Origin of the sequence: Sporosarcina sp. FSL K6-6792, from assembly GCF_038004885.1 — a bacterium.
GTDB lineage: Bacteria > Bacillota > Bacilli > Bacillales_A > Planococcaceae > Sporosarcina > Sporosarcina psychrophila.
Genome location: NZ_JBBOSA010000001.1, coordinates 4,578,728 through 4,601,642 on the forward strand (window position 1 = coordinate 4,578,728; position 22,915 = coordinate 4,601,642).

Annotated in this window: 17 protein-coding genes and 1 pseudogene; 16 read left to right on the forward strand and 2 right to left on the reverse strand. The window is 39.7% G+C overall.

All coding sequences use genetic code 11. The features are described 5' to 3' along the window. The first annotated feature begins 274 nt into the window (after positions 1 to 274). The 9 genes from MKZ26_RS21920 (at position 275) to MKZ26_RS21960 (ending at position 10,632) form a co-directional block, all read left to right on the forward strand. Complete coding sequence (locus MKZ26_RS21920) at positions 275 to 1,546, forward strand: polysaccharide deacetylase family protein (RefSeq protein ID WP_340767540.1); 1,272 nt, start codon at positions 275 to 277, stop codon at positions 1,544 to 1,546. 20 nt (positions 1,547 to 1,566) lie between these two features. After that, a complete protein-coding gene (locus tag MKZ26_RS21925) occupies positions 1,567 to 2,070 on the forward strand; it encodes a sigma-70 family RNA polymerase sigma factor (protein ID WP_067210890.1) in 504 nt (167 codons plus the stop codon). Further along, entirely contained in the window at positions 2,067 to 3,140 is a 1,074-nt protein-coding gene (locus MKZ26_RS21930; protein ID WP_340767541.1) for a S26 family signal peptidase, read from the forward strand. Before MKZ26_RS21925 ends, MKZ26_RS21930 begins: the two co-directional genes overlap by 4 nt. Positions 3,141 to 3,344: 204 nt before the next feature. After that, positions 3,345 to 4,823, forward strand: a complete 1,479-nt coding sequence (locus MKZ26_RS21935) for an S-layer homology domain-containing protein (RefSeq protein WP_340767542.1) — start codon at positions 3,345 to 3,347, stop codon at positions 4,821 to 4,823. A gap of 194 nt (positions 4,824 to 5,017) precedes the next feature. Then, positions 5,018 to 6,367, forward strand: coding sequence for an S-layer homology domain-containing protein (locus MKZ26_RS21940; RefSeq protein ID WP_340767543.1), 1,350 nt, complete (start codon positions 5,018 to 5,020; stop codon positions 6,365 to 6,367). Positions 6,368 to 6,617: 250 nt separating this feature from the next. Then, positions 6,618 to 6,965 carry a hypothetical protein gene (locus MKZ26_RS21945; RefSeq protein ID WP_340767544.1) on the forward strand — a complete coding sequence of 116 codons (348 nt, stop codon included), beginning with the start codon at positions 6,618 to 6,620 and terminating at the stop codon, positions 6,963 to 6,965. 582 nt (positions 6,966 to 7,547) lie between these two features. Then, positions 7,548 to 7,925 carry a PH domain-containing protein gene (locus MKZ26_RS21950; protein ID WP_067210880.1) on the forward strand — a complete coding sequence of 126 codons (378 nt, stop codon included), beginning with the start codon at positions 7,548 to 7,550 and terminating at the stop codon, positions 7,923 to 7,925. Positions 7,926 to 8,288: 363 nt separating this feature from the next. Continuing rightward, the gene (locus MKZ26_RS21955; protein ID WP_340742438.1) at positions 8,289 to 8,933 is read left to right on the forward strand and encodes a TVP38/TMEM64 family protein; all 645 of its coding nucleotides are present in this window, start codon (positions 8,289 to 8,291) and stop codon (positions 8,931 to 8,933) included. 520 nt (positions 8,934 to 9,453) lie between these two features. Continuing rightward, positions 9,454 to 10,632, forward strand: coding sequence for a MalY/PatB family protein (locus MKZ26_RS21960; protein ID WP_187045290.1), 1,179 nt, complete (start codon positions 9,454 to 9,456; stop codon positions 10,630 to 10,632). A 228-nt stretch (positions 10,633 to 10,860) separates the two neighbouring features. On the opposite strand, the gene MKZ26_RS21965 is transcribed toward MKZ26_RS21960, so the two are convergent. Continuing rightward, positions 10,861 to 11,157, reverse strand: a complete 297-nt coding sequence (locus tag MKZ26_RS21965) for a DUF3219 family protein (protein ID WP_340767545.1) — start codon at positions 11,155 to 11,157, stop codon at positions 10,861 to 10,863. A gap of 308 nt (positions 11,158 to 11,465) precedes the next feature. On the opposite strand from MKZ26_RS21965, the gene MKZ26_RS21970 reads away from it, so the two are divergent. The 3 genes from MKZ26_RS21970 (at position 11,466) to MKZ26_RS21980 (ending at position 16,298) form a co-directional block, all read left to right on the forward strand. Further along, positions 11,466 to 13,592 (forward strand): ATP-dependent Clp protease ATP-binding subunit, encoded by a 2,127-nt coding sequence (locus MKZ26_RS21970; protein WP_340767546.1) that lies wholly within the window; start codon positions 11,466 to 11,468, stop codon positions 13,590 to 13,592. 561 nt (positions 13,593 to 14,153) lie between these two features. Continuing rightward, positions 14,154 to 14,297, forward strand: coding sequence for a 3D domain-containing protein (locus MKZ26_RS21975; RefSeq protein ID WP_340767547.1), 144 nt, complete (start codon positions 14,154 to 14,156; stop codon positions 14,295 to 14,297). Positions 14,298 to 14,561: 264 nt separating this feature from the next. Next, complete coding sequence (locus MKZ26_RS21980) at positions 14,562 to 16,298, forward strand: sulfate adenylyltransferase (protein ID WP_340767548.1); 1,737 nt, start codon at positions 14,562 to 14,564, stop codon at positions 16,296 to 16,298. Between the two features lie 238 nt (positions 16,299 to 16,536). Here MKZ26_RS21980 and MKZ26_RS21985 read toward each other — a convergent pair whose 3' ends face one another. Next, on the reverse strand, positions 16,537 to 18,363 hold the full coding sequence (locus MKZ26_RS21985; protein WP_338656010.1) for a PAS domain S-box protein: 1,827 nt from the start codon (positions 18,361 to 18,363) through the stop codon (positions 16,537 to 16,539). Between the two features lie 271 nt (positions 18,364 to 18,634). Between MKZ26_RS21985 and MKZ26_RS21990 the strand changes: the two are divergent. The 4 genes and pseudogenes from MKZ26_RS21990 to cydC all read left to right on the forward strand — a co-directional run. After that, a pseudogene (locus MKZ26_RS21990) lies at positions 18,635 to 18,924 on the forward strand (cytochrome ubiquinol oxidase subunit I); the annotation flags it as partial. 41 nt (positions 18,925 to 18,965) lie between these two features. After that, positions 18,966 to 19,076: a cytochrome bd oxidase small subunit CydS gene (cydS, locus tag MKZ26_RS22430; protein WP_445683443.1), complete on the forward strand. Its 111-nt coding sequence runs from the start codon at positions 18,966 to 18,968 to the stop codon at positions 19,074 to 19,076. Between the two features lie 177 nt (positions 19,077 to 19,253). Beyond that, positions 19,254 to 20,984 (forward strand): thiol reductant ABC exporter subunit CydD, encoded by a 1,731-nt coding sequence (gene cydD / locus MKZ26_RS21995; protein ID WP_340767549.1) that lies wholly within the window; start codon positions 19,254 to 19,256, stop codon positions 20,982 to 20,984. Continuing rightward, the gene (cydC, locus tag MKZ26_RS22000) at positions 20,981 to 22,708 is read left to right on the forward strand and encodes a thiol reductant ABC exporter subunit CydC (protein ID WP_340767550.1); all 1,728 of its coding nucleotides are present in this window, start codon (positions 20,981 to 20,983) and stop codon (positions 22,706 to 22,708) included. Before cydD ends, cydC begins: the two co-directional genes overlap by 4 nt. Positions 22,709 to 22,915: the final 207 nt, after the last annotated feature.

Here is a 22,915-nt window from a genome sequence, read left to right on the forward strand (position 1 = left end):
ACTCAGCCTTGTACGTAAAAAGGGCTGAGTTTTTTGCGTATCTTCAAATACCTGCGTGCGATGGGCTAAACAAATGACAAACGGATTTATTTATCAAGAAATACAAAAGCTAATTCAAATGAGGGATTAACCTATGAAGTATCCTCATCTTTGCGTGTAGTCGCCCGCTTCCGCATAGATTCTCCCGTCCCTAAAAAACTTTTTAAAATACTTTTGAAACTTTTTCTGAAAACCTACGTCTGTACGTTGCTTAATAGACAGTGGAGGTAAAGGAATGAGGAAGATTTCCAGTAAATTGTCGTTTGTTGTTTGCTTGATTGTATTTATAATGAGTATTGGTGCGATATGGATTTTGGTTGAATCGCAAGGAAGAGTGTTTGCGCAGGGGAAGGAAGCGGAGCGGTTTCTCACGAAGCGGGTATTTGAACGGGTGTTGACAGTGCAGGAACGTCAGCCGATTTACATGAAAGGGGCGGCCTTGACGCAGATTGGCGAGTTGGAGGCAGATCAGCCCGTTGCTATCACAGGTGAGGATGAGGCATATTATGAGCTTCGATTGGGAAATATGACAGCCTTTGTCCGTAAGGGGCAGGCGACGGTTGAAAAAAAGAGGCTTTCGACAGTTGTACATACGGAGCGGTTGGCTGCGGTTCATACGCTGCAAAAAACGGCAGTTTACGAGGATGCTGATTTGCAGAGCAGCGTAATACTGGAGTTGGAAGAAGGGTTTCGCTATCCGATTGTACGGGAGGAAGAGGATTGGTATATCCTTACAATAGGAGAGCGACCGGGATATATTTCTAAGCAGTCCGTTGCAATGGATGCGGGTCTACCAGTGCTTGTATACCATCAGGTTTTGCCTCGCGAGTCGATGAGAACGATGGATAGTACGACTTCCTTGGAAGCATTTGAGCAGCAGATGGGGTACTTGGCGGATCATCATTTCGAGACGCTGACGGCACATCAGCTGTATGATTATTTGGAAGGGCGTCTTGTTGTACCGAGCAAAGCAGTGCTCATTACATTCGATGATGGGTTATTGTCAACGAAGGAGTATGCATATCCCGTCTTGAAGCATTACGGGTTTCGTGCGCTTCAGCACATTATTTCCTCACGTACGGATCGGGCGCAGGGAGCGCAGCTGTTTGATGCGGAAGGTCCGCTGCAGTTTTTTACTGCTGCAGATCTAGAAGAGCTGGCGGATGTTTTCCAGTTCGAAGCACATACATATGAATTGCATTCACTTAATAAGGTTTCAGGTGCAGGTATTGCGTTAGATCGTTCAAAAGAAGAGATTCTTTTGGATTTACAGCAAAATATTGAGCAAGTGCCGGCAGCGGTTTCATTAGCCTATCCGTATGGGCATTATACTGAGGATTTCATCGCGGCGGCTAAAGAGGCAGGGGTGCTGATTGGCTTTACGACAACCGAAGGGTATGCAAATAGGAAGACTTCAAATTATGAAGTATGCCGATATGGAAGTACAGAAAAAAAGTCGTTTGAGAAATTTGTTGCGTATGTGGAGGGGGATATGACGTGGCCGTAGAAGAGGGCGAGGGTTTGTAAATGAGTACTATTGATCAAATAATCGATGAGCATTCGCGTTATTTAGTGCGTATCGCTTATTTATATGTGAAGAATTGGTCGACTGCCGAGGATGTTGTACAAGAAGTATTTATTACGTATTTTCAAAAGAGTGACCAGTTTCGCAATGAGGCATCCTTGAAGACCTATTTAACGAAAATGACAGCCAATCGTGCAAAAGATTATTTGCGCTCGTGGAAGCATAAAAAAGATGTACTGTTCGATACAATCTTTGTTTCGACAAAAGGCGCAGAAGAAGTAGTGTTGGAGCAAGAGCGGCTGGCCACACTTGAAAAAAATCTTTTCCAGCTTCCGTTAAAATACCGCGAGCCTTTAATATTATTTTATTATGACGAGCAATCTATAGCGGAAATAGCAAACTATCTGCAGCTGAATGAAAATACCGTGAAAACACGTCTGCGAAGGGCAAAGCAGCAGCTAAAGGAATTTTTTGAGGAAGAGGACGGGGAGGTAGAGAGCAATTGAGTGATTTCAAAAGTAAGCTCGATCAAATGATGGGCGATACATCGAAGCAGGAAAGGCGGATAAAGCAGCGTGTACATGAACGTGTACGGCCACCGGTTAAAAAGTTTTCTTGGCAAGTGCTATTTGTCTCTGCGGCGATTCCTGTAGTTGCACTGTTTTTTATACTCACAATCGACCCTCTGAATTTTCTTTCTTCAAATAAGGGACCAGGTGTCCCATATGATCCACTGGATGACTTGGCGCAAATCTCGGCACTGCAGAAGAAGAATCAACTGTCAGCAGTTGATTATGAGGAATTTGCGTCACTTCCGAATTTTGATCAAGTCGACGGTCTATATTATGTGGATAAAGAAAAATTTTCATTAACAGGGAGTTCGGATGCATTCCATACGGTCATTGAGCGCAAAGCGAATTTATTCGATGAGGTTGTCTATGAGGCGGGCGACATTGTACGCACGATGACAAATACGACTAGTCATTTACCGACATATATGGATGCCTATTACGAGGTGATTGCTGTCCCGGGGGATCGTGTCGTGCTGAAAAACGGCCAGTTGAAGATAAACGGCAAACCGTTGCCATCTGAAATTAGGGATCGTTATGAAAAACAGGGAATCGCGATTGTAGGAGGTTACGACCAGCTATTGAATGCGCGCGAATATTTATTAGTGAACCATTTTCCAGCAAGTAAAACGGTGCAGGGGGCAGCGATTACCCCAGTGCATAAAATTTATGGAGAAGTTGTAGGCATAGCAACGGAAGAGCGTACCCATTCGATGTATATGGATTATTTATCCGGACAGCTTACTGGTGAATATACACCGGAGCAATATTTTGATTTGTATTTGTATGACGAACTGTTGGGCTTCGGAAATTTGCCGGAAACGCCTGCGTTTACACAAATTAGCCGGTTAGGTGAACTGTTTTTAGAGGCATCTTATCGGAAAACGGCTCCTGTTTCTGAGAATGAGTTTGAAATCCACTACCAATATGAGCGAGAAGGGGTAGCGGAGCGGGTGTTTACAATGAAGCAGGATGCAGGCTCAGATCGTTGGGTGATAGCAGAATAGCAAAGGAGGGGTATGGGAACCCCGCCGTAATTTTTTTCGGAAAACCAGGTTGGCAGCAGTCCAGAAGAAGTAGCCGTCAACCAACCGCTCACTATATAGAGACACCAACCTGGTTTTCCATCAGCTAGTTTGAAAAACATTGGTAATAGCGAATAGTTTCTTCTATATCAAAAACTACTACTAGAATAGAAAGGAAGAATGTGAGTGAGGAAGAAACTTATTATGGTACTCGGCGCACTATTGCTCGCTTGCGGTTTGCCTTTATCCGGCACGTTTGCAGCAAGTACAGAGCGATTTTCAGACGTACCATCATCAAAACATTTTGCAGAAGCAGTCTATAATTTGGCGGAACGCAATATTATCGGAGGCTATCCGGACGGCACATTCAAACCCGGAAACTCTATCACGAGAGGACAGGCGGCCGCAATCATCGCGAAGATGATCAAGTTGGACACCTCTAAAGTGAAAGATCCAGGGTTTAAAGACGTCCCGAAAGCGAACGGCTACTACAAAGCCATTGCAGCTATGGCGGAAAAAAGCATCATCAGCGGCTATGGGGATGGACGTTATGGTCCGAACGATCCAATTACACGTGGACAGATGGCTTCGATTCTCGTTAAAGCGTTCGATTTGCCGCGTTATGACTTCACGTCGTATAAAAGTCCATTTGAAGATGTGAAACGTGGGACAGGTCATGATCCGAATATTTTGACCATCTACAGACTTGGCATCACTACAGGAAAATCTGCTGACAGGTTCAGCCCGAATGAGTCCATTACAAGAGGACAAGCGGCTAAAATGCTGAAGGCGACGGAGGAAGCGAAGGCGCCGATTGTTACGGTGCGGGCAAGCGACTACAAGTGGGACCAGTTTAAAATGTTCGATTCCAATCATAAGGATACCGGTTTGTTCCATGCAGTGGTAGGAAGCGATAAACCCAATAGCCGTACGGCGGATAAGATCCACTTAGTCCCGCTACAAGAAGGGACGGGTACATTTAGTGTCGCTTTAGTGTATTCGGGAAATCCGGATAAGAAATACTACCAAAAGTATTATGTGCATATCAAAGAAGTCGATGGCGAGCTGAAGTTGACATTGGAAGAGACCGAAGATTTTCTAACTACACCAGCTATAATCAGTGTTAAAGAACAAGTCCAGAACGTTTCGCTTTCCACAATGGATGGAAATAAGCTATCTGACAACGTGAAGTTCAGCAAATGTCTCTCGAACAGTCCCTCTGATTGCTACGATGCTGAAGAGATCAATCAGAATGGCAAGTATAATAATATCCGTATCGGAATCGATAAACCGGGTCGGTATATCGCCACTGTCCGTTTTGCTGATGGAGAAGAAGTACGGTATGGCATGGTGGTGGAAAGTTCCGCCCCGAGTTTTTATTTCAGCATGCGGATATTGGAGGAAAAGACGTCCGCGACATTGGATTTGAGAGCAGATGGAGAGATAGGAAGACATGTACTACCAAAAGATGCCGAGCAGATTGCCGTGGTCACAAGAGATCCAGAAAGTAACTTGTTCCGCGCTGATGCCAAGAAAGCAGGTTCTTTCTCCATTAAGTTCCCGGACAATACCGACAATTATTTCCTAGGCATCAATGTGTATGTAGAGCAATTAGGCCCTATTATGAATATTGGTATGTACAAGGATGTCTACGTGGACCACTGATGGAAGGAGTATAAATTAATTTAGGGTACCAGCATCCATCACAATTTCGAACTGTATTAGACACTGGTACCGCTTTTTATATGGAGATACCATACTGGTTTTCCAACCACTCAACAGTATGGATTTAAGGTGCCTGTGGAATGAATCATTTCTTTCCGCAGGCACCTTATTAAAAAATAGGAGGTTCTATCATTTTGAAAAGTAAACTGACTGCCGTATTGACGGCTCTACTGCTCATTTTCGCTGCGATCCCATTTCAAGCACAGGCTGCCACTCAGTTTTCCGACGTGGGTAAGCATTGGGCGAAAAATGAAATCATGTATTTATCCGACCGAAATATTATCGGCGGCTATCCGGATGGCAAATTCAAGCCGAATGAGCCAATCACCCGGTCGCAAGCCGCATCGATGCTCATCAAGGCATTAAAAATGCCACTGACGGAAAATACCTCCGTCGCATTCAAAGACGTATCCAAAAAATCACCGTATTATCAGATCCTGGCGACGGTGAATGAAAAAGGAATTCTCCGCGGCGACAATGGCTACATGCGTCCTGGTGAAAAAACATCTCGCGCGCAAATGGCCGCGATCCTGCGTCGCGCGTTCGACATGCCGCTCGACAAGCAAGCAACATTTATTGACGTCACACCGTCACACTGGGCCTATCAAGACATCAACGGAATCGCAAAACAGCGTGTCGCGGGCGGATCGAACGGCAAATATATGCCATCAGACTCTGTCACGCGTGCACAGTTTTCGGCATTTTTAGTCCGTGCCATGGATGATAAGATGAAGCTCAGTAGCTATCGTTCATATGTCAGCACGAAAGGGAAAACCGTTGAACAGGATGGCTTTACCTATTTCATTGATTTGGATGAGGTTGGGTATTCTGAACTTATCAAAAAAAATATGGCAACCGACAAACGTGAAGTGTTATTAAAGTCCAAAGACGTACCGATAAGCAGTTGGGATTATTCCAGTGCTTTATACTTATTTTCAGATACCCGATTTATTGTCTATAACGAAGAGATTTTCATCCCATACTATAGCGGCGGATTTCATGAAGCGGATGAATTACCATTCGCTTACGCTGTGATGAAGATGAAGATTGATGGACAAGATTTGGTGAAAATGAAAGAGCCGAGCCAGATGAGTAATATGTTTGTTTGGAATGACCGGATCTTCTACACAGATATGGGTCCACGCGCGATTGGTCCGGATGATTTTAAGGACAGTACGCTCGTGTTTTATTCCACAGCGATGGATGGCAGCAGCGAAAAGAGGAAGGAATTTACTTTTGACGCACGCGCAACATTTGACCTTTTTGATGTCCATAGAAATCGCGAAGCGGGCGGAGAATTCCTTTCCGTGCTGCATGACCACTCCACGATGTATTATTTCAATAAAAAAGGCGTCTTCAAGTACAGTTTACTGGATAAAAAAACAATCAAGTTGTCGAATATCCTTGGGAAACGGATGGAAGTGACGGATACGCAGTTGATTGTGACAGACACGAAAGGAAAGAAACATTCGCTGAAGAAATGATGAAAAGCATTCCCTATTCTGGGCTGTCCCCGATTTGTTAGTCATACTCTTAAAAATCGGTGTGGAAAATCATCAAGCAGGTTTTATAATGGAGCAGGCGCATTGCACTAAACATGAATGATAGTAATATTGTCCTATACCTATAAAAATAATCCATCCTTGAGTGGGAGCTCATAATTTTAGGTACCTATGCGCAGAGCTATTCAGTAAAGACAACTCAATTGACGACTATAGGAAGTATTATGTACATGTGAGGAAAGAAGACAAACAATTAAAACTTACAATTGAAGAGTCAGAAGACATCCTTACGACTGAAGTTCTCGTAAATACAGGGGGACAACAGGTGAAAAAGATTTCACTAGCTTCCATGGACGGTAAAACAATCCAACAGGAAGTCAAGTTAAAATCTTGTGATTATAAGCCTTTTCACGCAGCTCCCGACTGTTTTTCAATAAATGATCCGGGAGAATATATCGCGACAGTCCTATACGCAAGTGGAAAGGAAGGTTGCCACCATTTCAAGGGACAAAAACTCCAACAAATTCCACATCACTGGTGTATCGGAAGGCTCACTGCAAATCGTTTTTCCAAACAGTAAAGCCGCTGTTGATCGATTTGACATACAAGTCCGCAAACTGGGGTCTATTATAAATGTAATTGCTTCCAAACAAAATGAAGATTACTAATATTGAACCACTGAAACCCCTTAGCCTATGCAAATTGGTTAAGGGGTTTTAGATTTTAGGTACCTATTCAGTAAAAAAATACAAGTATTTCATAATAATACAAAATAAATCAACATCCATGCAGTTTTTCTTTACTTTGTGCGTAATTACTTGAAAATGTGAAGTGTTCGTCATTGTGTCTGACACGGAGCTACCTCTTTAAAGCCAGTTGGTGTTAAAGTTGATTCAGGAAGTGATTCCAGCGATTAAGATGTATAATGCTAGAGCTGCATGAGTGGTTGCTAACAGTATATATACGAAACAGTCTTTGATGTTAGCGAAGTGAAATGATGTCCGAATGATTGACCGGGACGAATTGATTCAGATGAGTATTATAATGTGGGAGAATGGTTCAATAATTTTAGGAATCTGGTCCCGAGGCAATTATATAATGTATTAGTACTGGGTACCTTTTAGTAGAGGCTTAGAAATCACTATGAATTGGAGGAATAATAATGAGTATTTTTGACGGCATAATGGGGAATGTATCTGAAATTGAAGTGAGCAAAGTAGAGAAGGAAATGAAGGATTTACTAGCACTTACTGAAAAGGTGGAGCATGCATATAAACTGATTAGAGATCTGTTGATATTTACGGATAAACGACTAATTCTTGTAGATAAACAGGGCGTCACAGGAAAGAAAGTTGAGTATCATTCCATTCCGTACAAAAGTATTGTACATTTCTCGATAGAAACTGCAGGAACGTTTGATCTGGAGGCTGAACTGAAAATCTGGCTATCGGGAAGTTCTGTACCAATTCAAAAGAAATTCAATAAATCCTTGAATGTTTATAAAGTACAAAGCGTGCTAGCAGAATATGTTTTGAAATGAACTTGATAATGTGGACCTATCCAATGTATACAATTAAGCGTTTAGTATCATTCCTTAGCCTCCATCTGTCTGACTTATTGCGGGAGGCATCCCAAAGCGCCGAGCATTGTTGAGTGGATTCTTAATGTCAACATAAAACTGTACAAATTTGTTGCAAAGGTCTGTACTTCTACATTGCATTACACAACTGGCAAATACATTTGGCGTGGCGTGGTAAATCCCTTGGAGTGGACTGGTAAATAAGATGTCACAAGTGGCCGTAATCAACGATTGCCTTTAATATTGGACTTCTATTCCAGACGGTAGATCAACACTAGGATGAATATAAAATTAAAGCATTGTTTTCGAGGAAGGGTGAGCTTATTGAACAGGGGGAAAAAAGCGACAATTATTTTTCTCGTAATTATGATCTTGTTCTTCGTTAATTTAAATACCGATTTATTTCGCAGTATTATCTCCGGAAATATAGAGTCTATCACTTCTATATTAGGAGATAATAAAGCTTTCACTTTGTTCATTACCTTCATGATTATGTTGGTTCATAATACATTTCCTGTAATACCACTTTTCCTTGTCATTTTGATAAATAATACTCTTTTTGGTTTTCAATTAGGTATCGTGTGGAGCATATTAACGAGCATTCTCTGTGCGATAATTGTATTTCTAAGTATTCGATATGTCCTTCAAGATTTTGTACTGAAAAAAGTTAATTTGTCCAATATTAGTAAAGTAGAACAGAGTGGACTATGGTATGTATTTGGGGCAAGAATATTTCCTTTTGCTCCTACAAGTATCATTAACGGTGTTTCAGGTGTTAGTACCATTCGACTTTCATATTTTATTATCGCAACAGCATTAGGAAATATTACTATATTCTTTGTTTATACTCTTATTCAGGCAGGATTGCTTTCACAAGGTTTCAATGAATATGTGACTGGAATCATTATTCTTTCAGGATTCATTGTATATTACTATTTTAAAAAAGTTACTTTGCGAAAAAAGAACTAAAAAAATTTGATTAAACCATAAAATAGGGATTCATAGTTCAAATTTAAAATGTTAAGTCAGTAGCGAGAAATCAGACAGTGATATGTTGTCTGATTTTTTTAATCTTGTTATTTAACGATTAGATCATGTAACTAGTTAATCAGTTTGTTTCGTTGATTGACAACAAATTATCATTAATTTTGTATAAAACTACCAATCAGAGATGAAGCATCGCTATTAAGCAAACGGGCGCGTTACTCCAACAAGGAGAATAGTAGATATAGGAATTGGCAAATTTAGTGATTCGGAAGCGTTTCGTGCGATGTTAACGGTTGCGCTTATGTTACCATTGTAGGGAACAATCCGAAATATGGTTTGGATAGACAGCTTCGGGTTCAAGTTCAACTTTTGTCCTAGGACTAGCTGCTAGTGCTGAGCTGCATAATAGACAGCTTTGAAGTGAAATCCAATTTTAAGTAGAGAAAATGTCAGACTTACTAGGGCATTTGAATTCAAATGAGTAGAAAAAGGGGCGGTTTTTATGAAATACGACTTTGACAAAGTAGTTGAGCGTTCGAACACTGCATCTGTGAAATGGGATGCAACAGAGGAATTGTTCGGTGAAAAAGAGTTGCTTCCGCTTTGGGTTGCGGATATGGATTTTAAAGTTCCAGATGAAGTAGTCAAAGCAATCCAGTCCCAAGCAGAACACGGTATTTTTGGATATACGACGAGGAAGCCAAGCTACTATGAAGCTATAATCGATTGGATGAAAGACCACCATAATTGGGTAATAGAAAAAGAGTGGATTTGTCATAGTCCAGGGGTCGTTACCGCTTTAAATTTAATTGTCCAAGCTTTTAGTGAGCCAGGTGACAAAATCATTGTTCAACCGCCCGTATATTATCCATTCATGAAAGCGATTCAAAATCATGATCGGCAGGTCGTATATAATCCACTTCTGTTCAATGAAGGTAGATTTGAGATGGACTTTGAAGATCTGATTTCAAAAATAGATTCTTCGGTTAAAATGATTCTCCTTTGTAATCCACAAAATCCTGGTGGCCGTGTTTGGACGGAATCAGAACTTAAACGGCTCGGTGACATCTGTCTGGAACGTGGAGTCCTTGTTGTATCCGATGAAATTCATCAAGATCTTGTATTCAAACCTGGAAAACACATTCCATTTTCGGCTATTTCAGAACAGTTTGCTGACAATAGCATCATTTGTACGGCACCAAGTAAAACATTCAATCTTGCTGGTTTACAAACATCGAATATCATAATTTCCAATAAAGCGCTACGAGAGAAGTTTGTAATGGAAGGCGATAAATACGCTGTTACTATGTCGAACTCATTTGGTGCACTTGCCACAGAGGCCGCGTATAATCACGGTGGACAATGGCTGGAGGAAGTTCTTGACTATGTTGAAGGAAATTTGCACTTCATTACGAAGTATTTCAAATCCAATTTACCCGTATTAAAAGTATTACCACTAGAAGCGACTTATCTGGCTTGGATTGATTGTCGGGAATTGGGACTCACGCCCGAAGAGTTGGAAAAATTGTTCCTCTCTAAAGCAAAAGTCGCTTTGAATCAAGGGTATGTCTTTGGCCCTGGAGGCGAAGGATTTGTCCGTATGAACCTTGCTTGCTCTCGCTCAACAGTAGAGAAAGCAGCTCAACAAATGAAAGAAGCGATCATTCAATTGCTGTTATAAATCCTGACTAAAATAAATATCAGGTACCTATGCATGGAACAATTCTGATAATCCACTATAATTACATGATTATTAGGCATGGGCTAGGTATTTTTTTCAATATCTAGTGTCATTTAAATTCTTATGTAATTGTATGAATTGTTCGTTGTTATTTGTTGCATAGGTACCGATTTTTATTTAAAGAGAACGGGAACTGAACAAATATGCTTAATCTCGTTAAACTCCATTCTACTCCTCTTCTTTATGACTCACTTCTAACAAAGTCAATTTAAACTTTCCGATTTGATCTTTTACGTACAAATTTGTAATGGAAGTAGAATAATTATGAATCGTACCTCTAAAAAGTAAGTCTTGCTCAGGAATATTCACGTCAAAAGTTCCATTGTAAAGTAAAGTTGTAATGTCATGGTAATCATCACTTGTTACGTTAAATTCAACTGAAACTTTATATAATCCATTTACTTTTTCGTCTTCATAACTACATAAATCAATTACTTTGTCATTTAAAATAATTGTACTGGTCAAGAGGATCACTCCTATTTCAAATTCTAGGTATTGACTTGAAATGTCAATGATACACTAGACATTATTGTTTTGTAAGCACGCATACTTTCGGTATACACAATTTAGACTTGTTGCGGTTGCCCAGCTTCATCCGATACTAATCCCAAATGTTGAAACTCTGTTTGGGCATGAGGATTCATTGGGGAAATCAAAGACATTCAAGCAAGTTTCTTGAAAGTCAAAAAAGGTCAGTGTACAATAAATTCATAGATCAAATATAGTCAAAGCCAAGCGGGATAGATAAATGAAGATAAAGGGAGGAAACGAATATGCAGTGTCAACATTGTGGTAAAAACGAAGCGACGATGAGTTTAAGATTTCAAGTGAATCAGCAAGGTATGCACATCAATATGTGTCTTACGTGCTTTCAAGAAATCCAAGGTCAATTACAGGCAGGCAAGATGCCGTCATTTAGTGACAATGCGAATCACTTTTTCAAAGCAAACGGTGGCCAACAGGCAAAAACTCAAACAAAGCAAACAGAAGAAGGTCACGGCAACGGTTTGTTAGACCAACTTGGTAAAAATATATCAGACGAAGCAAGAAAAGGACTGATAGACCCGGTCATCGGACGTGATCAAGAAGTGAGACGTGTCATCGAAACGCTAAATAGAAGAAATAAAAACAACCCAGTGCTAATAGGTGAGCCTGGAGTTGGTAAAACAGCAATCGCCGAGGGGCTCGCAGTAAAAATCCTCGAAGGCGATGTACCGATGAAACTACTGAATAAAGAAGTGTACTTATTAGACGTTGCTTCACTTGTTACCAATACGGGCATTCGTGGTCAGTTTGAAGAGCGGATGAAACAACTAATTGAAGAACTTCAAGCACGAACAGATGTAATTTTATTCATCGATGAAATTCACTTGCTCGTTGGTGCAGGTTCAACAGAAGGATCGCAAATGGATGCCGGCAATATTTTGAAGCCAGCCTTAGCACGGGGGGGCTTGCAACTCATTGGGGCAACGACATTGAAAGAATATCGTCAAATCGAAAAAGATGCTGCACTTGAACGTCGGTTCCAACCGATTATCGTCAAGGAACCATCTGCAGAAGATACGATTAAAATCTTAAACGGGTTAAAAGGACGTTACGAAATTTTCCATGAAGTACGCTATACAGATGAAGCGGTGCAAGCTTTTGTTACCTTATCACAACGCTATATTCAAGATCGTTTTTTACCGGACAAAGCGATTGACTTGATGGATGAAGTCGGGTCACGTTTAAACCTTACACATGTCACCACTAATTCAGATTTAGATTCAATTGGTATGCGTCTCGGCGAAATCATTCAAGAAAAAGAACAAGCAGCAGAAGTGGAAGACTATGAAAAAGCGGCAAATTTACGTTTTGAGGAAATTCAATTACGTAAACAATTGGAAGAAGCGAAACAGAGTGGGGAAGCGGAAAAAATAGAAGTTTCTGTTGCAGATATTGAGTTAATTGTCGAAGAGAAAACAGGAATTCCTGTGACAAAACTACAAGCAGCAGAACAAGTGAAAATGAAAGGTCTTCAGGAAAATCTCAGCAAAAAAGTCATCGGTCAAGAAGAGGCGGTCGATAAAATCGCAAAAGCAATTCGTCGTAGCCGTGCGGGACTTAAAGCCAAAAATCGTCCCATTGGCTCTTTCTTATTTGTTGGCCCAACGGGTGTTGGTAAAACAGAAATCACAAAAGTCCTGGCAGAAGAATTATTTGGTTCACGTGACACGTTAATACGCCTCGACATGAGTGAATATATGGAGAAACATGCTGTGTCTAAAATTATTGGCTCCCCTCCAGGTTATATAGGGCATGAAGAAGCTGGTCAATTAACAGAACAAGTACGCCGGAATCCGTATTCAATTTTACTCCTTGACGAAATTGAAAAAGCGCATCCAGACGTTCAAAATATGTTCCTTCAGATTATGGAGGATGGCCGCTTAACAGATTCACATGGTCGGACAGTCAGTTTCAAAGATACGGTCATTGTTATGACAAGTAATGCTGGAACAGGTGACAAAAAAGTGAGTGTCGGTTTCAATCAAACAGTACATGAGTCCGTTACAAAACTCGAAATGCTGGGCGATTATTTTAAACCTGAATTTCTCAATCGTTTCGATGCAATTGTTTCATTTAACGAATTAACAGAGGAACATCTACTGGAAATCGTGGACTTAATGCTTGTTGATTTACAACTAACAATCGAAGAGAATAATATTGCCATCACGATTTCCCAAGAAGCAAAACAAGCATTGGTCAAATTAGGCTATGATAAACGATTCGGAGCCCGACCACTTCGCAGAGTCATTCAAGATAAAATCGAAGATCCATTAACAGATCTTATTTTAGAAGATCATGTTGAAAAAGTCCGTGTAGATCTCGTGGAGGAAGAAATTGTCGTCAACAAAGTGTAACTTCATTCCTGACATAGGACCCCTTTGATATGAATAAACTGTCAACCAATCGGATTTGGTTGACAGTTTTTTTGTTTTCATAAAATACTGGCGAGTTGGGCTTGAAGACCTTCATTTTCACAGCTCTCTTATCAGTGATACTGTTGCAAATAAGTGCCTGTCGCGATTCTACATTGTTCAAGTGAAGCAACTATATGGTTGCCTGTTAAACGAACCGTATGCATGCACGCTTTTTCCCAAACAACCAAATTTCACTTCATTAGCTTAAGAAGTGACCTTAACTCGAACCCGTTACGGGAATTCGAATAGAACCACCAATATTTGTGCCTAGCGTAGCACTCGCCATATCCGACACCATCTCAAATCTTGTCCGTACCCAATGGACTTTTTAATGCTTCAAGTTCCTCTTTTGAAGTACTGATATTCTATGGATATACAATAGTTCCAATTGCTTTTAATATTCCAGTTCCCTTCTTTTTGTGACAATTAAATCAATGAGGTGAATAGTGTCACGCGATTGCTACCTCCTGCACGCAATTCTCTAACTACATCGGTATTGACTTGCGTTCAAATCCTGACAAAAAGGTCATCGCGGGAGATACTGGTAGTCCTATTAAGGGTGAGAGAATTGATGTCTTCATGGAAAATGAACAAGACGCACTAAATTGGGGACGTAAAACGGTTACAATTAAAATTCTGGATTGATAAACTTGGAATAACTAGTAGTTAGAAGTTTGACTGAAATAGTAAAAAAAAGAATGCAACTCAGCTTGTGCGTAACATGGCTGTGTTTTTTTTGCGTAGAGTTATTCTAGCAAGTGATTTAAATCTGTAAAATAGTAGTATCTTTAGTAAATGACTAAAAGTTTCAGAGTATTTGATTTATTTTGGGTGTGCGGGTATAGTGGTGTTAGTGTTCTGAATTTTTAAATATATATAGACAAACAATTTAAAGGGGGAGGAAATGAGATGGTAAATGTTGTAGCGGAAAATAAGTATTTGAACTATCCACAACAGCCTCATGGTGGCAAATTAGTGGATAAGGTTGTGACGGGAACAGAGCGGGAAGAGGAGCTGGTCAGGGCCAAGCAGTTACCAACGATTATGGTAGACATGGAGGCTTCCATAACGCTTGAAATGATTGCCACAGGGGTGTTATCTCCCAATGAAGGCTTTATGAACGAAGCTGATTATAATTCTGTTCTTTCGAAAGGGCGATTAACAAGTGGCGTAATATGGCCGGCGCCGCTAAGCTTTGCTCCAATAGGTAATAGGAACAAGGAAATCGTCAAGTCCTTAAAAGTTGGAGATGAGATCACACTTGCCGATGAAAACAATGAACCTGTCGCTATTATGAAAATAGAAGATGTTTTTCAGTATGATAAGGAACGACGTGCATCTGCCCTTTTTGATACAACCGATCGTAATCATCCAGGGGTAGATGCAATTTATAGAAGAATGGGGGATGTCTCTTTAGGTGGACCTATTCGGTTATTACGGCGAATGGATTGGGGACCATTTGAGAAACTTCGACTGGAACCAAAAGATACGTGGCGTATATTTTATGAGGAGAAGAAGTTTCGTACTGCGGCAGGTTTTATAACAGGGGCCAATCCCTTGCATAGAGGTCATGAGTATATTCATAAGAACGCTTTAGAAGAATTGGATGGCTTACTTCTTCAACCTTTAGTTGAGATGGCCAAACGTGAGTATACACGTCATGAATACCGTATGTTGTCTTATCGAAGCGTTTTAGATACGTATTATCCAAAAGGTCGCTCCATTCTTGCACCTTTGCGAGTGACGTATATTTTTGCAGGGCCGCGTGAGACTGTTTTACATGCCTTAATTATGAAGAATTATGGATGTACGCATGCGCTCATCGGGCGAGATCACGCGGGAATTGGTGATTATTATGATAAGTACGCGAGTCATAGTATATTTGACGAGTTTAAACCGGAAGAGTTAGGGATCGAGGTTCGGCTGTATCATGAAGTCTTTTACTGCACACGTTGTGATAGTCCTGCTACAGGGCAGTCCTGTCCACATGATGAACAGTATCGGATCAATATTTCTGGTACGGGTATACGAGAAATGCTTCGTCATGGGATTATGCCACCGAAGGAAATTGTACGTCCTGAATCAGCTCGTATTGCGATGCAGGGGGTTCAGCCAAAAGGGCTTGATGAGTTTGAAAGATCCATTTCACCGGTTGGCAAAACACTTAATAGCATATTCCCTTTCTATTTAACAAGAACAAGGCTCGGTGGACGAAAACGCAATACACCTTTGACAGTGGAGCAACTCACTAACCTTGATTTGGAAGCGGCGAACTTGGATGTCCGCACCAATGCAGACCAAATTTATCGGGACATTTTTGATGAGTTTAGTTGCGTCGGTGATGTCAATCGAGGTTTGCAACCGGAGTGGATTACAGATGCCCGGGAGTCAATGCGCGTTCAACAAGAAATGGTCATTCAGGACTTGGAGGAGAAAGTGTCGCTAGCTCCAACTACCGCTTCCGATGAATTCTTGTATCAGGATAAGGAAGAATCCCAACGTGAACTTGATGTCGCTAAAAAGATTCTTGCGGACATTCCGAGAGTGCTGAGTGAAGATTATTTACAAGAAAGAACTTGGAATGTTCTACCTTATAATCGCTATCGTGGAAGCGATGAACCAAAAGAAGCGGATAAGGAAAAGTAAATTGTACTTCTATAAAATATGAAATTATAAAGCGTATCAAAACATATAGTGCGGTTTTCTTAGTTTTTTCGTATAATTAATCGAATATGTGGATGATTCGTCTTTGTGTCTGAGACCACTCGTGTTGTGCATCATCTTGCTAATGTACAACACGTTTGGTCTGACACAAGTACCTCTTTTTAAAGGAATGAAAGTCTGTCAGTCTTGTTAAATCTATAGTCAACCGTATTAATTATTTTCAATTCACAGGGGCACTTAACGGAAGAGTGATTTCTACAGTCGTCCCATAACCCTCTTTACTCTTGAATTGAATAGATCCATGATGGTTTTCAATAATTTTATAACTAACCATAAGGCCTAGACCCGTTCCTTTTTCCTTAAGTGAATAGAATGGTTCTCCAAGCTTATTGAGACGTTCTGTTGGTATTCCGATACCAGTATCAGTAAGTATGATTTTGACGACTTGTCCTTCTTCGACCACTGTCCCGATTGTTATTTCTCCGCCGTTTGGCATTGCATCTATCGAATTTCTTATTAAATTAATGAGCACTTGTTGAATTTGCTTCGGTTCACAATGAATGAATTGATCTTTATCATTAAGATTCATATTGAATGAAATATTATGAAGTATTGCCTCTTTTTCCATCAATGAAATGGTTCGGTTTATTTCATTATAAATGGAGGTAGTTGTAAAACCTGTTCCGTTACTCGGTTTTGCAAGTTGAAGAAATTCTTCTATAATCATTTCAATTTTAATAAGCTCTTCTGTCATAATCGGACCAAACGTATCTTCCGGCCCCATTGGAAATAATTGAATGAATCCTTTTATAGTTGTTAATGGATTTCTAACTTGATGAGCAAAGCTGGCAGATAATTGTCCAACTATGTTAAGCATGTCCCACTTCCTAAGAAGCTCCTCTTGCATTTTTAGTTTAGAAATATCCTGAGTAATTGAAACATATCTTACAACTTCTCCCGCCCCATCAATAACAGGGGTAATCTTTGTTCGAATCCAGCAAACTTTTTCATCCTTATTTAGCACGCGATACTCAATTTCGGTCCTTTCTTTAGATAACTCCTCAAAAAAACGAAACAATTCAATTTTATCATCTGGATGACATGTTGAAACAAACAATGTAGGATCTTTCATTAAGTCTAAAACGGAGATACCGACAAGTTGTTCTATTCCAGGGCTTACGTAAAGGTACATCCCCTTTTTAACATCATACTGGCAAACTCCGAATTCCAAATTTCTCGTAATATCTTTAATTAATACTTCCTGTTGCAAAATATTTGCCAACTGCTTTTCAACAAACGATTTCATTTCTAGCGTTTCCTCAAGCTTTCTCGAAAGCGCAAAAACGCCTTGAACCATTCCAGCGCTGTCATAATAAGGCAATAAAACGATGTTAACAGGAAGCATTAGTCCATTTTTCGTTATTCGTACTGTGTTCAAACGAACAACTTTTTCGCCCTTAATGAGTCGTTCCTTAATTTCTATAAGTTCGTACATAAGAAAATCAGGAACCATTGAGGCTTTCTTCTCTTCTAGCTCTTCACGTGTCCATCCAAAGAGTTCAATATAAGCGTCATTAACACCAATAACAGTCCCGTCAAAACCAGTATTGATGGCAGCTTTATCTGTAATGTCAAATACCGTGAGTTCTTTATCAATTAACGAGCGTTCAACAGATGTATAGGCGAACGTATCTACAATCGGTATGGCATGTATAAGCACTTCATTCTGATTAATCCACCTGCATACATTTACATAAAACGGCATGCCATCCCTTTTACTAGTAGTGAACCTGAAAGTAAACGGAATCAAATTTCCATCACAGCATTCAAGAATTCGCTCAATGAATAACAACCGATCATCCTCATGAACAAATTCATACATAGATGTACCAATTATAGAAGGGATTTTTTCCACCGAAAGAGTACAGAAATCTTTATTCGCATTTAGAATTGCTCCACTTTTAGTCAAACTGAAAATAATTTTTTCAACATATGCATTTCCGGTATTCAGCCCCATATCTTCATGCAATACATAAGAATTCGGCATCTATATCCCTCCCTTTTCGTAGTGAATTATATTCTAACTGTTATTTTAACATTTTTTTCTGTGGGTGTCATAATTATCAGAGAATAGTAGCTGGATTTTAAGTGTTTTTTTTACAACTAAAGAATGCCCAATCGCGGTCACATGATCGTCGTTTCTGTCACAAGATATCCACCTACTAACAGTCAATTACAGTTAAAATGGGTCTACGACTTGAAAATAGTATTAATGTACCTTGGTTGTATAATTTACTCAAAGCGGAGCTTGGGAAAAGATGTTGTATAGAAGGTGGAAATTAATATTTCTTACCTATTCATTTTATATTATTTACGCAACGATATGGGTTGGTGTTCCACTCATGATAGCCCATTGAGTGGTAATTAAGAAAAATAACGAACATTATATTCTAATAGCCGAACGTTGGGCGCCTGGGTTTCGGTCGGTGTTGTAACTGGAACCATGAATGGACTGCGGCTTTCATTACTTTGGTCAAATTTTATGAAACTGGCAGGGAGGACTGGAGCACTACTCCTGTTTTTGGAAGTATTTTCTTTCTTCTTTGATAAAGAGTATGTAATAGAAAACAGGGAAAAGGAGTAAGATGAATGCTACATGACATTCTAATCTTTGTAGCTTCATGTACCATAATCTTCACAGCAATAGTATGTGCATTCTGGACTTCACCAAAAGATGGATTTGTTTCAAAAGAAAAATAAATTGAAACTTTTAGTAGTGGAGGATTCTTGCGTCTTCCACTGATATAAGTAGCTTTCTGGCGGTAATTCCAAACAAATATCCTTAAGTCATATAACGAGGAGGTAGCGGTATTACTGCCAGTGTATAAACTTTGGATACTTCGCTAAATTAGCTTGTTTTTCGGGAGGTGTAGAGAGATGGTAGGACTTAAGGAATTAGCATTAGAACAGAAAAGAAAGCTGGTTCTCTTGGTCATTTTTGCTGTCACAACAGGTGTAGCAATTATTGGACAGGGTTATTTATTAGTCGCAATTGTGGATCGTATCTTTATAAAAGATGCATCATTCTCTGATGTTGTACCGCTGTTGATAGGATTGTTCTTCGCGTTTTCCGCAAGAACAATCCTTCAGTATCTTAGTGGGAGAACTGGAGTGAAAATGGCTTCACAGGTTAAAGGGAATCTTCGGAAAAACCTTTTGAATAAGTTTTCTGGAAATACGTTGCAATCATCACTTCAAGGACAGTCGGGTAAAAAAGTAAGTGTAATGATGGATACTGTGGATGAAGTTGACAGTTATTTTAGCGGTTATATCCCACAAGTAATTCAAGCTACTATCATTCCACTCATCATTCTAGTGGTTATCTTGACACAACATATATCCACAGGAGTGATTATTATAATCACTGCACCCTTTATTCCGGTTTTCATGATAATTATTGGTATCAAAACAAAAGACAAAACCGAAGACCAATTGGATAAAATGGCTGCTTTTTCGGGAGGGTTCCTCGATACGTTACAGGGATTGACAACTCTTAAATTGCTTGGTCGTTCCAAAGAACAAAAAGAAACGATACGAAAAAGCAGTCTTGATTTTCGTGATGCGACGATGGAAGTACTTAAAATTGCTTTCCAAAATTCCTTAGTATTAGAATTCATATCGATGCTAAGTATGGGGATCATAGCCCTAGAACTTGCACTTAGTTTAATTGTGTTTCAGAATATCACGTTTTTTACCGCGTTTTTCATGTTGGTATTGGCTCCAGAGTTTTTCATGAAATTAAAAGACTTAGGTAGTGCTTTTCATACGGGTAGGGGAAGTATGGGGGCGGCTAAAAAGCTAGCAGATGAACTAAGTGACACAGAGAAACCTGTTTTATGGGGAGTAGAAAGCTTGGAAAGAGAAGTACCACTAGCAATTGAACTGCGTGGTGTGGGATTTACTTATGGAGAAGATGCATTTACATTAAAAAACATTCAACTAGAAATTGTTCCAAATGAACAAGTAGCGATTGTCGGTAAAACTGGCGCGGGGAAATCAACCCTATTAAATGTAATTGCCGGACTTGTTTCGGTCTCAGAGGGAGAAATGCTTATCAATGGGAAACCAAGGTCAAACTTTCAAGAGAAACATTGGTTTAATCGATTAAGTTATATTTCACAAAACCCTTATTTATTTTCAGGAACAATTGCGGAAAATATTGCGATTGGCGGACGTATGGATGCTACTCGAGGGGAGATCGTACAAGCTGCTGAAAAGGCTGGAATTTCCGAGTTGGTCGATTCACTTAAACATGGCTATGATACAGCTATTGGTGAAGGAGGAAGAGACCTTTCAGGTGGAGAAAAACAACGAATAGCTATTGCGAGAGCATTCTTAAAAAGTCCATCTGTTATTCTGTTTGATGAGCCGACAACTGGACTCGATCTTCGGACGGAGAAAATCTTGCAAGCATCTATTAAGGAACTGTCTAAAGCTTCAGCGGTCATTACAGTTGCTCATAGGCTTCATACGATTAAAAATGCCGACAAGATTATTTTCTTGGACAACGGAGAACTCTTAGCAACTGGCACACATGAGGAACTGCTGGAATCGGTGGAAGTGTATCGTGACATGGTGTCTGTTCAACAAGGAGGGATTGCAAAATGAAGGACTTAGGATTTGTTACCAAGATATTATTCGTAGAAAAAAAGGATATTTTCTATTCTATTATCTGCGGATTTATATCTGGGATAACAGCTGTTAGTTTATTTGCATCCAGTGGGTATTTGATCTCCAAGGCGGCTTTAACACCTTCAATTTATACCTTAATGATTATCGTTGCATCGGTTAAAATTTTAGGAATTATATCAGCATTAAGTCGTTACGGAGAACGTTATTTTTCTCACCGAGGGACATTTACGATGTTAAGTAATATGCGTGTTTCCTTTTACGAGCAGTTAGAACCATTAGCACCAACGATATTCCGCAAATATCGAAGCGGAGATCTTCTTGCTAGAGTAGTGGGTGATGTAGAGGCATTACAAAATTTCTTTTTGCGCGTTTTTTACCCACCGGTTGTTTTACTATTAGTATTTTTATGTACAATCTTTTTTACAGCATTGTTTTCAATAGAAGTAGCATTGGTCGTATTCGTCGGTCTGATAGTAACTACCTTTGTTGTTCCATCAATCTTTGCTTTAACGCAGCGAAAAGTGGATCGACTGGTGAGACAGAGACGCGGAGAATTGTCTACCAAAGTGACAGAATTTATTTATGGCTTTCGTGATTTAAAAATACACCAACAACTAGAAGAAAAAGAAGGCGAACTGCATCAATCTGTACATGCCTACTTAGATGAACAAGAACGTGAAAGTATTCATAATTTGTTCAGCCAGGCTGCTAACAAGTTTCTATCGCTTCTCATATCATTGCTTGTTCTAGGTGTTGGCGCTTATTTAGTGGCAGATGGTCAACTGGATGGGATTTACCTTGCGATGTTTGTCATGGTTTCATTGACAGTTTTTGAAAATACAACTTCTATGGCAGCTTTCCCAAGCTATTTAGAAGAGAGTCGGCAAGCTGCGTCAAGGCTTACCGCAGTCGTTGGTAAAGATTTTGTACAAGAGAAACCACAAGAAAGTTTTGAAAAACGTACTATACAGGGCGTTCCTTCAATTGAAATGAAGGATGTAACTTTTGCTTTTCCAGATGAAACACGTAATACGTTAACAAATGTAACTACAACATTTCCACCGGGTTCAAAAACAGCTATAGTCGGTCCGAGTGGTTCTGGAAAATCGACGTTGTTGCAGTTGCTTTTAAAGTTTTATAGTATAAACCAAGGTCAGATTCGTTTTAACAATGATTCGATTGATCAGTTAACACAGGAGTGTATTTGGGAGAATACAAATGTAGTATTGCAAGAAAATCATTTTTTCTATGGAACCATTCGAGATAACTTACTGCTTGCTAGTGATGGATTAAGTGATACAGAAATGGAAGAGATGTTGAAACAAGTGAAGCTTGGACACTTTTCCTTAGATGATAAAGTCTTAGAAAAAGGGGAGAATCTTTCAGGTGGAGAAAAACAGCGTCTAGCTATTTCCCGAGCCCTGCTCAGAAATTCGCCTCTATGGCTGCTAGATGAGCCAACGTCATCCATCGATGCTTTAACCGAGGCGCATATTTTCAGCTATTTATTTGAAAAAGCAAAAGATGATACTGTAATTGTTGTTAGTCATCGCTTAACAGGATTAGAGAAGATGGACCAAATCATTGTGATGGACAATGGAACCATAGTCGAGGCTGGAACATTTGAAGAATTGATGGATAAAAAAGGTTATTTCTATGAAATGAAACAAATTGAACAGAGCGTGTTTCTTATAAACTAAAACTTGGCGTAATGGAATCTCCATAGTGTTTGGTACCAGTGTGCGGAACTACTCTTATACAATGCAATTGTATAAGAGTACAAAACTGATCAATATCTATGTGGTTTTTTATTCTTTTTTTATTACTACTCGACTATGTGAATTTTTCGTCCTTGTGTCTGGCGCAGGCAGTCCTTTTTAGGAAACAAGTAGGGCAGTTAAAAAAAT